Source organism: Actibacterium sp. (assembly GCF_041584535.1).
Lineage (GTDB): Bacteria > Pseudomonadota > Alphaproteobacteria > Rhodobacterales > Rhodobacteraceae > Actibacterium_D.
In genome coordinates, this window is record NZ_JBFHDW010000032.1 from 1 (window position 1) to 13,711 (window position 13,711).

Genomic DNA, 13,711 nt, shown 5'->3' on the forward strand with positions numbered 1-13,711 from the left:
ACCAACCCGCGCAACGAAGCCCCCGTGCTGAACGCCCGCATCCGCAAGGCCTGGACCAAGGGCGCAGACGTTCGGGTGATCGGGCCCAAGGCGGACCTGACCTATGAAGCCGCCCATCTGGGCAACGGCCGCGAAGCGCTGATGCAGGCCGTGGCCGACGCCGCCGCCACCGAAGGCGCGATCGTCATCGTGGGGCAGGGCGCCATCACCGAAGGCGACGGCATCAAGGTTCTGGCACAGGCACAGGCCCTGACCGAAAAGCTGGGCGGCAAGATGCTGGTCCTGCACGGCGCGGCCAGCCGCGTTGGTGCGATGGATCTGGGCGCTGTCACCGAAGGCGGCCTGGAAAAGGCGCTGGACGGGGCCGAGGTGATCTTCAACCTGGGTGCCGACGAGTTGGAAATCGGCGCGGGCCCCGTGGTGATCTACCAGGGCAGCCATGGCGACCGCGGCGCGCACCGGGCCGACATCATCCTGCCGGGCGCTGCCTATACCGAAGAAAACGGTCTGTTCGTGAACACCGAAGGCCGCCCGCAGCTGGCAATGCGCGCCGGGTTCGCACCGGGTGAAGCCAAGGAAAACTGGGCCATCCTGCGCGCGCTGAGCGCAGAGCTGGGATCGGCGCTGCCCTATGACACGCTGGCGCAGCTGCGTCAGGCGCTGGTCAAGGACGTGCCGCACCTGGCGCAGATCGACCAGGTGATCGAGAACGAATGGCAGGCGCTGGAAACGGCCAACCTGAAGGCGGGGGATTTCCGTCTGGCCATCGCCGCGGACGACCAGTTCTACCTGACCAACCCGATCGCCCGCGCCTCGGCGCTGATGGGGGAACTGGCGGCCAACGCCAAGGCCCGCGCGGCAACCCCGGTGGCGGCCGAGTGATGATCCGCGCCGCGTTCATATCCCTGGGCCTGACGGGCGCTCTGGCCGGTTGCGTGAACGCGCAGCCGGAGGCAGAGCCGTTCCGCCCGGCCTATCAGGGGATCGAAACGCAGCTGCTGGACGGTGACCTGGTGAATTTCCAGGTGGCAATGACCGGCGCCCGCACGGGCGAGGATGTGGCGGATTACGCGGAATGTGCAGCCGCACAGTACACGCTGATCCGTGGATACGGTTTCGCGCGCCACCTGCGCACGAACATAGAGCAACAGGGCAGCCTGTGGCGGGGGGATGCAATCTATACCATCTCGCCTGCGCTGCCTCGCGGAGTGATGACGATCGACGCCGAAGTCGTCGTCGCGCATTGCGCGGAAAACGGAATACCGACGGTGTGAGGACCTAATGGCAGACTTCTTTACCACCCCTTTCGGAATAGCGATCATCCTTGTCGCGCAATCGCTGGCCGTCGTGGCCTTCGTGATGATCTCTTTGCTGTTCCTGGTCTATGGTGACCGCAAGATCTGGGCCGCCGTCCAGATGCGCCGCGGCCCGAACGTGGTGGGCGTTTTCGGCCTGCTGCAATCGGTGGCGGACGCGTTGAAATACGTGCTGAAAGAGGTAGTCATCCCCGCCGGGGCAGACAAACCGGTGTTCATCCTGGCGCCGCTGACCTCTTTCGTGTTGGCGATCCTGGCTTGGGCGGTGATCCCGTTCAACGACGGCTGGGTCCTGTCGGACATCAACGTGGCGATCCTGTTCGTCTTCGCGGTCTCCTCGCTGGAGGTGTACGGCGTGATCATGGGCGGCTGGGCATCGAACTCGAAATACCCGTTCCTGGGCTCGCTGTGGTCCGCCGCGCAGATGATTTCCTACGAGGTCAGCATCGGCCTGATCATCATCGGCATCATCATCTCGACCGGCTCGATGAACTTCGGTGACATCGTGCGGGCGCAGGACGGAAGCTATGGGTTCTTCAGCTGGTACTGGCTGCCGCACTTCCCGATGGTGTTCCTGTTCTTCATCTCGGCACTGGCCGAAACCAACCGCCCGCCGTTCGATCTTCCCGAGGCTGAATCGGAACTGGTCGCGGGCTTTATGGTCGAATATTCCTCGACGCCCTACCTGCTGTTCATGGCCGGTGAATACATCGCCATCTTCCTGATGTGCGCGCTGATTTCGTTGCTGTTCTTCGGGGGCTGGCTGTCGCCGATCCCGGGCCTGCCGGATGGCGTGCTGTGGATGGTGGCGAAGATGTGGGTGTTCTTCTTCCTGTTCGCCATGGTGAAGGCCATCGTGCCGCGCTATCGCTATGACCAGCTGATGCGTCTGGGCTGGAAAGTGTTCCTGCCGATGTCGCTGGGCTGGGTCGTGCTGGTGTCGTTCTTCGCCCATTTTGAACTGTTCGGCGGCGCCTATGCCCGCTGGATGATCGGAGGCTGATCATGGCTGCAATCGACTATACCCGCGCTGCCAAGTATTTCCTGCTGATGGACTTTCTGAAAGGCTTCCGGTTGGGGATGAAGTATTTCATCCAGCCGGCGGCGACGCTGAACTATCCGCATGAAAAGGGTCCGCTGTCGCCCCGGTTCCGCGGGGAACACGCGCTGCGCCGCTATCCGAACGGCGAAGAGCGTTGCATCGCTTGTAAACTGTGCGAGGCCATCTGCCCGGCGCAGGCCATCACCATCGACGCCGAACCGCGCGAAGACGGCAGCCGCCGCACCACGCGCTATGACATCGACATGACCAAGTGCATCTACTGCGGCTTCTGCCAAGAGGCCTGCCCGGTGGACGCGATCGTCGAAGGTCCGAATTTCGAATTCTCGACCGAAACCCGCGAAGAGCTGTTCTATAACAAGGAAAAGCTTTTGGATAACGGTGCCCGCTGGGAAGCCGAGATCGCGCGCAATCTGGAAATGGATGCGCCCTACCGATGAGTGATTTCAGCAAACTCTTTGAGCAGATGCTCGAACAAAGCCACGCGATGGCCAAGGCTTTCAACCCCGCGCTGGAGAGCTTTCAGGTCAGTGGCTTTGACAAGCTGATTCCGACGATGCCCAAGAACTTCATGGACATGATGTGGGGCAACGCGTTCAACAAGGACGGTCTGGACGCCAAGACCCGGCTTTTGATCGTGGTCGCGGGTCTGACGGTGCTGGGCGCCCATGCCGAGCCGCAGTTCAAGGCCACCGTGCGCCACGCGCTCGAGGCCGGGGCCACCCAACAGGAAGTGACCGAAGTGATTTACCAAATGGCGATGCTGGGCGGCATCCCCGCTATGTCTCATGCCCTGCGTCAGGCGCAGGACGTGTTCAAGGAAACCGAGGAGGACAACGCATGAGCGTGGCCGATCTTGCCTTCTATCTGTTTGCCATCGTCGCGGTGGCGGCGGGCTTTTTCGTGGTCGTATCGCGCAACCCGGTGCATTCGGTGCTGTGGCTGATCCTTGCCTTCATTTCTTCGGCCGGCCTGTTCGTGCTGTTGGGGGCGGAATTCGTGGCGATGCTGCTGGTGATCGTCTATGTCGGCGCGGTTGCGGTGCTGTTCCTGTTCGTGGTGATGATGCTGGACGTCGATTTCGCCGAGTTGAAAGGCGAAATGGCCCGTCACATCCCGCTGGCCGGTCTGATCGGCGTGGTTCTGTTGCTGGAGCTGGGGATGATCTTTGGCACCTGGCGTTTCGGCCCCGATGCCATGGCGATGCGCGGCGCGGTTGCCCCGTCGCTGGCCGAGGCGCAGAACACCAAGGCGCTGGGTGACCTGATTTACGACCAATACATCTATCTGTTCCAGGCCGCTGGCCTGATCCTGCTGGTCGCCATGATCGGCGCGATCGTGCTGACCCTGCGCCACCGCACCAATGTGAAGCGTCAGGATATTCTGGCCCAGATCTATCGTGATCCGGCCAAAGCGATGGAACTGAAAGACGTGAAACCGGGGCAGGGCCTGTAACGGCCGCTCTGGAAAGATAAGAAAAGGCTCCGGGCGGTGTCCGGGGCTGCGACAGAAAAAGACGGAAAATCGGGCCTCAGCCCGGAGGGACGACATGATCGGATTGCACCATTACCTGACAGTCGCCGCGGCGCTTTTCGTCATCGGGATTTTTGGCATCTTCCTGAACCGGAAGAACGTCATCGTCATCCTGATGTCGGTCGAGCTTATGCTGCTGGCGGTCAATATCAACTTCGTCGCCTTCTCGTCCTATCTGGGCGATCTGGTGGGGCAGGTGTTCACCCTGTTCGTTCTGACCGTGGCCGCGGCCGAGGCCGCCATCGGCCTTGCCATTCTGGTCTGTTTCTTCCGCGCCCGCGGCTCGATCGCGGTCGAAGACGTCAACGTGATGAAGGGGTAAGCGACAATGGAAAGCATCATCCTCTTCGCTCCGCTGGTCGGCGCAATCATCGGCGGCTTTGGCTGGCGGATCATCGGCGAAAAAGGCGCGATGGTCGTGACCACCGGCCTGCTGTTCCTTGCCGCCCTGCTAAGCTGGGTCGTCTTCCTTACCTTTGACGGCGAGACCCAACATATCCAGATCCTGCGCTGGATCGAAAGCGGCACCCTGAGCACCGATTGGGCCATCCGTCTGGACCGCCTGACCGCGATCATGCTGATCGTCGTGACCACGGTGTCGTCGCTGGTGCACCTCTATAGCTGGGGCTATATGGCCCATGACCCGCAATGGGGCGAGGGCGAGACCTATAAGCCGCGCTTTTTTGCTTACCTGTCGTTCTTTACCTTCGCCATGCTGGCGCTGGTGACCGCTGACAACCTTGTCCAGATGTTCTTTGGCTGGGAAGGCGTGGGCGTTGCCTCGTATCTGCTGATCGGCTTTTACTGGAAGAAACCCTCGGCCAGTGCTGCCGCGATGAAAGCGTTCATCGTCAACCGCGTCGGCGACTTTGGCTTTGCTCTGGGCATTTTCGGCCTGTTCTTCCTGACCGACAGCATTGATTTCGACAATGTCTTCGCGGCGGCTCCGATGCTGTCCGAGACCAATCTCAGCTTCCTCTGGGCCGATTGGAACGCCGCCAACCTGCTGGCTTTCCTGCTGTTCATCGGCGCGATGGGTAAATCGGCGCAGTTGTTCCTGCACACCTGGCTGCCGGACGCGATGGAAGGCCCGACCCCGGTGTCGGCCCTGATCCACGCCGCAACCATGGTGACCGCCGGCGTGTTCCTTGTCTGCCGCATGTCGCCGCTGATGGAATTCGCTCCGGCTGCGATGTCGTTCATCGTCATCATCGGCGCGACCACCGCCTTTTTCGCCGCGACCGTCGGTCTGGTGCAGAACGACATCAAGCGCGTGATCGCCTATTCGACCTGTTCGCAGCTGGGCTATATGTTCGTGGCCGCCGGTTCGGGCGTCTATTCCGCCGCGATGTTCCACCTGCTGACCCACGCTTTCTTCAAGGCGATGCTGTTCCTTGGCGCCGGTTCGGTGATCCACGCGATGCATCACGAGCAGGACATGCGCAACTATGGCGGCCTGCGGAAGAAAATCCCGCTGACCTTCTGGGCGATGATGATTGGCACGCTGGCCATCACCGGCGTCGGTATTCCGCTGACCTCGATCGGTTTCGCTGGTTTCCTGTCCAAGGACGCGATCATCGAAAGCGCCTTTGCCGGTGGGTCGGCCTATGCCTTCTGGATGCTGGTCATCGCCGCCTGCTTCACTAGCTTCTATAGCTGGCGCCTGATGTTCCTGACCTTCTATGGCACGCCGCGCGGCGACAAACATGCGCATGACCATGCCCATGAAAGCCCCCCGGTGATGACCATTCCGCTGGGCGTTCTGGCCATTGGCGCGATCTTTGCCGGTATGGTCTGGTATGGCCCGTTCTTTGGCGACCATGACAAGCTGAACGCGTTCTTCGGTATCCCGGCCCATAACGTCGAGGCTGCCGAGGGTCACGCCGCCGTGGATCCGCATGCGGCTCCGGCGACGGAAACCCATGCCGCGGCCCCCGCGATGACCGAGCATGCTGCGCCGGTCGAGAACGGCACCGCAATGGCCACGACCGAGACTGCTGCTCCGGCTGAGGGTGACACCGCAATGGCGACCAGTGAGCATGTTGCTCCGGTCGAGAGCGCCACCGCGATGGCGACCAGTGAGCATGTTGCTCCGATCGTGAGCGAGACCGCGATGGCACCGACCGAGCATGCCGCTCCGGCTGACAGCCATGCTGTGGTGGCAGAGGCGCACCCGACCGCTCCGCAAGGCGCGATCTTCATGGGCCCCGACAACAACGTGATCGACGACGCGCACCATGCCCCCGTTTGGGTCAAGGTATCGCCGTTCATCGCGATGCTGATCGGCTTTGTGACCGCCTATCTGTTCTACATCGTCAATCCGGCGCTGCCCAAGCGTCTGGCCCAGGCGCAACAGCCGCTTTACCTGTTCCTGCTGAACAAATGGTATTTCGACGAGATCTACGATTTCATCTTCGTGCGTCCGGCGAAATGGCTTGGCAGCTTCCTGTGGCGGCGGGGCGACGGCAATGTCATTGATGGCACCATCAACGGTGTCGCGATGGGGATCGTGCCGTTCTTTACCCGCCTCGCGGGCCGCGCCCAGTCGGGTTATCTGTTCCACTATGCATTTGCCATGGTTCTGGGCATCGTTGTCCTTGTGACCTGGATGACTATTTCCGGCGGGGGAGCCCACTGATGGAAAACCTTCTGTCCCTTATCACCTTCATTCCGCTGATTGCTGCGGTGGTGCTGGCGCTGTTCCTGCGCGGCGAAGATGCCGCGGCTCAGCGCAATGCAAAAGGGGTGGCCCTGCTGGCGACCGGCTTTACCTTCGTGGTGTCGCTGTTCCTGCTGAACGGGTTCGATCCGTCGAACACCGGCTTCCAGTTCGTCGAAGAACGTCAGTGGCTGATGGGCCTGACCTATAAGATGGGCGTTGACGGGATCTCGATCCTGTTCGTGATGCTGACCACTTTCCTGATGCCGATCACCATCGCCGCCTGCTGGGGCGTCGAGCATCGCGTCAAGGAATACATGATCGCCTTCCTGCTGCTGGAAACCCTGATGCTGGGTGTGTTCTGTGCGCTGGATCTGGTGCTGTTCTACCTGTTTTTTGAGGCCGGCCTGATCCCGATGTTCCTGATCATCGGCATCTGGGGCGGCGTGAACCGCATCTATGCGTCGTTCAAGTTCTTCCTCTATACCTTCCTCGGCTCGGTGCTGATGCTGGTTGCGATGATCGCCATGTATATGGATGCGGGCACCACCGACATGGTGGCGCTGCTGAGCCATGAGTTCAGCTCGGGCCCGATCAACCTGCTGGGCTGGCAGATCATGGGCGGCTTGCAAACGCTGCTGTGGCTGGCGTTCTTTGCCTCGTTCGCGGTGAAAATGCCGATGTGGCCGGTGCACACCTGGTTGCCGGACGCGCACGTTCAGGCGCCGACCGCCGGGTCAGTGGTTCTGGCGGCGATCCTGCTGAAGATGGGCGGCTATGGCTTCCTGCGCTTCAGCCTGCCGATGTTCCCGGTGGCCTCGGACCTGCTGGCGCCGCTGGTGCTGTGGATGTCGGCAATCGCGATCGTCTATACCTCGCTGGTGGCCCTTGCGCAGTCGGATATGAAAAAGCTGATCGCCTATTCGTCGGTCGCCCACATGGGTTACGTGACGATGGGGATTTTCGCGGTCAACCAGCAAGCGATTGACGGTGCGATCTTCCAGATGATCAGCCACGGCTTTATCTCGGGCGCGCTCTTCCTTTGTGTCGGCGTCATCTATGACCGGATGCACACCCGCGAGATCGACGCCTATGGCGGTCTGGTCAACCGGATGCCGGCCTATGCGCTGATCTTCATGTTCTTCACCATGGCCAACGTCGGCCTGCCGGGCACTTCGGGCTTTGTCGGCGAATTCCTGACGCTGATGGGGATTTTCCAGACCAACACCTGGGTCGCGGCGGTGGCAACCTCGGGCGTGATCCTGTCGGCGGCCTATGCGCTGTGGCTGTATCGCCGGGTGGTGTTTGGCGACCTGATCAAGGAAAGCCTGAAAACCATCACCGACATGACCACCCGCGAACGCGCGATCTTTGCGCCGCTGGTTGTGATGACCCTGCTTCTGGGCGTTTACCCGTCGCTGGTGACCGATATCATTGGCCCCTCGGTCGAGGCGCTTGTTTCCAACCATCAGATGGCCGTGCTGGATAGCAGCTCGGTCGTCCAGATCGCACAGCACTAAAGGGGAGAGCGATGATCTCTGCCGATATCTCGACCGTTCTGCCGGAAATCCTGTTGGCGGTATACGCCATGGCAGCGCTGCTCTTTGCGGTTTACACCGGCAAGGACAAGACCACGCCGCTGCTGACATGGGTGACGGCTGGTGTTTTTGTCGTGCTGGCCTTCTGGATCGGGCTGGGTGCCGGGACAACGGCACAGGCCTTTGGCGGTGCCTTCATTGATGATGGGTTCTCGCGCTTTGCCAAGGTGGTGATCCTGGTTTCGGCCGCTGCGGTTCTGGTGATGAGCCAGAACTACATGGCCAAGATGAACCTTGGTCGGTTCGAATTTCCTGTTCTGGTGGCGCTGGCCGTCGTCGGGATGATGATGATGGTTTCGGCCGGCGACCTGATGTCGCTGTATATGGGGCTGGAGCTGCAATCGCTGTCGCTGTATGTCGTCGCCGCGCTGCGCCGCGACAGCGTGAAATCGACCGAAGCCGGTCTGAAATATTTCGTTCTGGGCGCGCTTAGCTCGGGGATGCTGCTGTATGGCGCGTCGCTGGTCTATGGCTATACCGGGACGACCGTGTTCGCGGGCATTATCGAGGCGGGTCAGGACGGTCTGTCGCTGGGTCTGCTGGTCGGTCTGGTGTTCCTTGTCACCGGTCTGGCGTTCAAGGTTTCGGCCGTGCCGTTCCACATGTGGACGCCCGATGTCTATGAAGGCTCGCCCACGCCGGTGACCGCCTTCTTTGCCACCGCGCCGAAAATGGCCGCGATGGGTCTGATCGCCCGCGTGCTGTTCGACGCCTTTGGCCATGCCACCCATGATTGGGGTCAGGTGATCGCGCTGTTGTCGGTTCTGTCGATGTTCGTCGGCGCCATTGCCGCCATCGGTCAGCGCAACATCAAACGCCTGATGGCCTATTCGTCGATCGCGCATATGGGCTTTGCCCTGATGGGTCTGGCCGCTGGCACCGAGGCCGGTGTGCAGGCGATGCTGATCTACATGACCATCTATGTGACCATGAATATCGGCACCTTCGCCTTCATCCTGTCGATGGAGAAAGACGGCAAGCCGGTGGTCAGCATTGACGCGCTGAACATGTATTCCCGCCAAGAGCCGCTCAAGGCGCTGGCCGTTCTGGTGCTGATGTTCAGCCTTGCCGGTGTGCCGCCGATGGTGGGCTTCTTCGGGAAGTTCTACGTTCTGACCGCGGCCGTGGATGCCGGGATCGCATGGCTGGCCATTGCCGGTGTGGTCGCGTCGGTGATCGGTGCCTTCTATTACCTGCGCGTCGTGTTCTACATGTATTTCGGCGACGAAACCAAAGCGGGCCTCGACGGCACCATGAACCCGGTGCAATGGGCGATGCTGATGGTCTCGGCGCTGATCATGGTGGTCGGCGTGGTCAACCTGTTCGGTGTCGAGGCTTTGGCGCAAGCCGCGGCCCAGACCCTTGTCCACTGACATAGACTGGTCAGGATGGCCCGAGGCATATGATCGGGCCATCTTTGACGAGGTCGACAGCACGATGGCTGAGGCGGCGCGTAATGCGCCGTTTCTGACTCGACCGACATGGATCATGGCGCGCCGGCAGACCGCCGCCCGTGGCCGACGCGGCCGGGCCTGGGCCAATCCGGCGGGCAACTTTTCCGCCACGCTGGTGATGTATCCGAACAGCACCCCCGATCAGGCCGCCTTGCGCAGTTTCGTCGCCTCGATGGCGCTTTATGAGACGCTGGCCAAGGTGGTCGATCCGGCCAAGCTTGGCCTTAAGTGGCCGAATGACGTGCTGCTGGCCGGGGGCAAGGTCGCGGGGATCTTGCTTGAGGCCTCGGGGCAGGGCACCGGCACTGACTGGTTGTCGATCGGTATCGGCATCAACCTGCAAACCGCGCCCACCCCGGTCGAGGTCGAGCCCCGCGCCTTGCCGCCGGTCGCGGTCGCCGATCACAGCCCGGCCCGGTTGCCGGTCGAGGGTGTTCTGTTCGAACTGGCGGTGGCCTTTGATCGCTGGGAAACCAGTTTCCAGACCTACGGGTTCGAGCCGCTGCGCCAGAACTGGCTGCGCCATGCCGCCCGTCTGGGACAACCGATCACCGCCCGCACCGGCAACACCGAAACGCTTGGCACGTTCGAGACAGTGGACGCGCAGGGCAATCTGATCTTAAACACCGCCAGGGGCCGTCAGGCGATCGCGGCGGCAGATGTCTATTTCTAAAGGAGGGCGACATGCTTCTCTGTATCGATTGCGGCAATACCAATACGGTTTTCTCGGTCTGGGATGGCCAGAAATTCCTGTGCACCATACGCACCTCGACCGAGCATCAGCGCACCGCTGACCAGTATTATGTCTGGTATTCGGCGCTGATGGCGCATCACGGCATCACTGCTGAAATCACCGATGTGATCATCTCGTCGACAGTGCCGCGCGTGGTGTTCAACCTGCGGGTCTTTACCGACCGGTTTTTCAACACCCGGCCGCTGGTTGTCGGCAAGCCGGAATGCCTGTTGCCGCACCAACCGCGCGTCGATGCCGGCACGCAGGTCGGGCCGGACCGTCTGGTCAATTCCGAAGGCGCGTTCGACCGCCACGGCGGCGATCTGATCGTGGTCGATTTCGGCACCGCCACCACGTTTGACGTGGTCGCCGAGGATGGCTCGTATGTCGGTGGCGTCATCGCGCCGGGGGTGAATTTGTCGCTTGAGGCGCTGCACATGGCCGCCGCCGCCCTGCCGCATGTCGATGTGACCAAGCCGCAGCAGGTGATCGGCACCAACACCGTTGCCTGTATCCAGTCCGGCGTGTTCTGGGGCTATGTCGGCCTGATCCGGGGGATTTGCGAACAAATCCGTGCCGAATATGCCCGCCCGATGCAGATTGTGGGCACAGGGGGGCTGGCCCCCTTGTTCGCGCAGGGGGACGTGTTATTCGACCACCTTGAAGAAGACATCACGATGCACGGCCTGACCGTGATCCACGCGTATAACAAGGAACATGGGACACAATGACCAAGAAAAACCGCCTGATTTATCTGCCACTGGGGGGCGCAGGCGAAATTGGCATGAATGCCTATGTCTATGGCTATGGCCCGAAAGGGAAAGAGCGGCTGATCCTTGTCGATATCGGCGTGACCTTTCCGGATATGGATACCTCGCCCGGCGTCGATCTGATCTTTGCTGATATTTCATGGCTGGCCGAGCGCGCCGATCAACTGGATGCGATTTTCATCACCCATGGTCACGAAGACCATATCGGGGCGCTGGCAATGGCGTTGCCGCGGTTGAAGGCGCCGGTCTATTGCCGCGCCTTTACCGGCAATCTGGCGGTGCGCAAACTTGAAGAACGCGGCATGGATACCGATGCGATTCATATCGTCGGCGCCTATCCCGAGGTGGTGCAGGCCGGGCCGTTCAAAGTGTCGTTCCTGCCGATCTCGCATTCGATTCCGGAAAGCGCCGGTTTGGTGATCGACAGCCATGCCGGCCGTGTCGTGCACACCGGCGACTTCAAGCTGGACGAAACCCCGATCGTGGGCGAGGCCTTTGACGCCAAGCTCTGGGGCGAAGTCGCCAAAGGCGGCGTCAAGGCGTTGGTCTGTGATTCAACCAACGTGTTCTCATCGGCGCCGGGCCGGTCGGAAGTGACGCTTGGGCCGTCGATCCGGCATCTGGTGGCCAATGCGCCGCATATGGTGGTGGCGACGACCTTTGCCTCGAACGTGGCGCGGGTCAAAACGCTGGCCGAAGCTGGCCGCGACGCCGGCCGCTCGGTGGTTCTGTTGGGCCGGGCGATGAAGCGGATGATCGAAGCCGCAGTCGAATCCAAGGTTCTGAGCGATTTCCCGTCGCTGATCCCGCCGGAAGAGGCGATCTCGGTGCCGCGCGAAAAGCTGATGCTGATCGTGACCGGCAGTCAGGGCGAACGCCGTGCGGCCTCGGCGCAATTGTCGCGCGGGAAATATCTGGGGATGGAGATGAAACCGGGCGATCTGTTCCTGTTCTCGTCGAAAACCATCCCCGGCAACGAGCGCGAAGTCATTCGCATCGTCAACGCCTTTTCGGAAATGGGCGTCGATGTGGTCGAGGATGAAGGCCACCTGTATCACGTTTCGGGCCACGCCAACCGGCCCGATCTGCAACGGATGCACAAGCTGATGCAGCCGCAGATCCTGATCCCGATGCATGGCGAACACCGCCATCTGCGCGCTCATGTGGCGCTGGCCAAGGAAAGCGGCATCGCCTCGGAAATCGTGGTCAACGGCATGATGATCGACCTGACCGGCGAAGAGCCGAAAATCGTCGAATATGTCGAAACCGGCCGCACCTACAAGGATGGCGCGGTTTTGATCGGGGCGCTGGATGGCGTGGTGCGCGACCGGATCCGCATGGCGCTGAACGGGTTGATCGTGGTGACGCTGATCATCGACGAAGACGATGAACCGCTGGGCGAGCCGTGGATCGAATTGCGCGGTCTGCCCGAAGTCGGGGCCTCGAAAGTGCCGCTGGCCGATCTGCTGGAGGACGATCTGACCCAACTGATCGGGCGCACCGGCGACAAGGTTCTGCGCGACGATGACAAGATCGACGACCTGCTGCGCCGCCGGGTGCGGCAAGTGGCGATGGAGGAACTGGGACGCAAGCCCGAGGTTCAGATCATCGTCAGCCGCCTGATGGCCTGACCTGAAAAACAAGAGACCGGCCCAAGGGCCGGTCATTGTTTATGTCTCGCGGCCCAAGGGCCGCTCGGGCATGAGTATTTAATCCAAGAAAAAGATCAGACCGGCGATTTGAACGAGCGCAGGATGAACGCCGGAACGTGATCGCCCATGTCGACCACCGGTTCGTCGCGGCGACCGGACGAGCGGTTGCCGCGCGGCGATTTCTTCGGCGCCGGTTCTGCGGCGACCGGTTTCGGGGCAGGGGCCTGTTCCGCCGGTTTCTCGACCGGTTTGATCGGGGTGGCTTCTTTTGCCTTGGGTTCGGGCTTGGGGGCCTCGGGCTGGGGCGCGGGCTGCGACGATTTCAGCGGGTTTTCCAGCCGCGGGATCGGTTTGTTGACCAGCGCTTCGATATTGGCAAAGTTCTTTTCGTCGAAGGGCACGCAGATCATGATGGTCTTGCCCTTGCGCCCGGCGCGGCCGGTCCGGCCGATGCGGTGGACATAGTCCTCGGCATGGGAGGGCACATCGTAGTTGAACACATGGCTGACCGCGGGCACGTCAAGGCCGCGGGCGGCCACGTCCGAGGCGCAGAGAAAGCGCAGTTTGCCCTCGCGGAACGCGTCCAGCGTGCGCATGCGCTGGCTTTGTTCCAGATCGCCGTGGATCGGGGCCGCGTCATAGCCGTATTTGTTCAGCGACTTGGCGACGATATCGACCTCGGTCTTGCGGTTGCAGAAGATGATCGCGTTTTTGCAGGCCTCGCCTTCCTGATCGATCAGGGCGCGCAGCAGGGCGCGTTTTTCGCTGGCTTGCTTGTCTTTGCGCGAGGCTTTGAACATCACCACGCCCTGTTCGATATTCTCGCCAGTGGTGGCGGCGCGGGCGACTTCGATCTTTTCCGGGTTCGACAGGAAGGTGTTGGTGATCCGTTCGATCTCGGGCGCCATGGTGGCGCTGAAGAACAGGGTCTGGCGG

The 13,711-nt window shown here is 61.6% G+C and carries 14 protein-coding genes; 13 read left to right on the plus strand and 1 reads right to left on the minus strand.

Annotated features, from left to right (window positions below):
• From ABYW26_RS02895 to ABYW26_RS02955, 13 genes are all read left to right on the plus strand, one after another.
• On the plus strand, positions 1–882 hold an 882-nt coding region (locus tag ABYW26_RS02895), incomplete at its 5' end, for a molybdopterin-dependent oxidoreductase (RefSeq protein WP_372603266.1).
• Positions 882–1,274 (plus strand): hypothetical protein, encoded by a 393-nt coding sequence (locus ABYW26_RS02900; RefSeq protein WP_372603267.1) that lies wholly within the window; start codon positions 882–884, stop codon positions 1,272–1,274. The genes ABYW26_RS02895 and ABYW26_RS02900, both read left to right, overlap by 1 nt.
• A gap of 7 nt (positions 1,275–1,281) precedes the next feature.
• The gene (gene nuoH, locus ABYW26_RS02905) at positions 1,282–2,319 is read left to right on the plus strand and encodes an NADH-quinone oxidoreductase subunit NuoH (protein WP_372603268.1); all 1,038 of its coding nucleotides are present in this window, start codon (positions 1,282–1,284) and stop codon (positions 2,317–2,319) included.
• A 2-nt stretch (positions 2,320–2,321) separates the two neighbouring features.
• A complete protein-coding gene (gene nuoI, locus ABYW26_RS02910; RefSeq protein ID WP_372603270.1) occupies positions 2,322–2,816 on the plus strand; it encodes an NADH-quinone oxidoreductase subunit NuoI in 495 nt (164 codons plus the stop codon).
• Complete coding sequence (locus ABYW26_RS02915; protein WP_372603271.1) at positions 2,813–3,220, plus strand: carboxymuconolactone decarboxylase family protein; 408 nt, start codon at positions 2,813–2,815, stop codon at positions 3,218–3,220. The genes nuoI and ABYW26_RS02915 overlap by 4 nt, the downstream gene beginning before the upstream one ends.
• Complete coding sequence (locus ABYW26_RS02920; RefSeq protein ID WP_372603272.1) at positions 3,217–3,831, plus strand: NADH-quinone oxidoreductase subunit J; 615 nt, start codon at positions 3,217–3,219, stop codon at positions 3,829–3,831. The genes ABYW26_RS02915 and ABYW26_RS02920 overlap by 4 nt, the downstream gene beginning before the upstream one ends.
• 94 nt (positions 3,832–3,925) lie before the next feature.
• Positions 3,926–4,231 (plus strand): NADH-quinone oxidoreductase subunit NuoK, encoded by a 306-nt coding sequence (gene nuoK, locus ABYW26_RS02925; RefSeq protein ID WP_372603273.1) that lies wholly within the window; start codon positions 3,926–3,928, stop codon positions 4,229–4,231.
• A gap of 6 nt (positions 4,232–4,237) precedes the next feature.
• A complete protein-coding gene (gene nuoL, locus ABYW26_RS02930; protein ID WP_372603274.1) occupies positions 4,238–6,547 on the plus strand; it encodes an NADH-quinone oxidoreductase subunit L in 2,310 nt (769 codons plus the stop codon).
• Complete coding sequence (locus ABYW26_RS02935) at positions 6,547–8,088, plus strand: NADH-quinone oxidoreductase subunit M (protein WP_372603275.1); 1,542 nt, start codon at positions 6,547–6,549, stop codon at positions 8,086–8,088. Before nuoL ends, ABYW26_RS02935 begins: the two co-directional genes overlap by 1 nt.
• A gap of 11 nt (positions 8,089–8,099) precedes the next feature.
• A complete protein-coding gene (nuoN, locus tag ABYW26_RS02940) occupies positions 8,100–9,539 on the plus strand; it encodes an NADH-quinone oxidoreductase subunit NuoN (protein ID WP_372603276.1) in 1,440 nt (479 codons plus the stop codon).
• Positions 9,529–10,293: a biotin--[acetyl-CoA-carboxylase] ligase gene (locus ABYW26_RS02945; protein ID WP_372603278.1), complete on the plus strand. Its 765-nt coding sequence runs from the start codon at positions 9,529–9,531 to the stop codon at positions 10,291–10,293. The genes nuoN and ABYW26_RS02945 overlap by 11 nt, the downstream gene beginning before the upstream one ends.
• Before the next feature lie 11 nt (positions 10,294–10,304).
• Entirely contained in the window at positions 10,305–11,084 is a 780-nt protein-coding gene (locus ABYW26_RS02950) for a type III pantothenate kinase (RefSeq protein WP_372603280.1), read from the plus strand.
• Complete coding sequence (locus ABYW26_RS02955; protein WP_372603282.1) at positions 11,081–12,754, plus strand: ribonuclease J; 1,674 nt, start codon at positions 11,081–11,083, stop codon at positions 12,752–12,754. Before ABYW26_RS02950 ends, ABYW26_RS02955 begins: the two co-directional genes overlap by 4 nt.
• 95 nt (positions 12,755–12,849) lie before the next feature.
• Here ABYW26_RS02955 and ABYW26_RS02960 read toward each other — a convergent pair.
• Positions 12,850–13,711 (minus strand): helicase-related protein (locus ABYW26_RS02960; protein WP_372603283.1); only part of this gene is annotated, 862 nt, incomplete at its 5' end.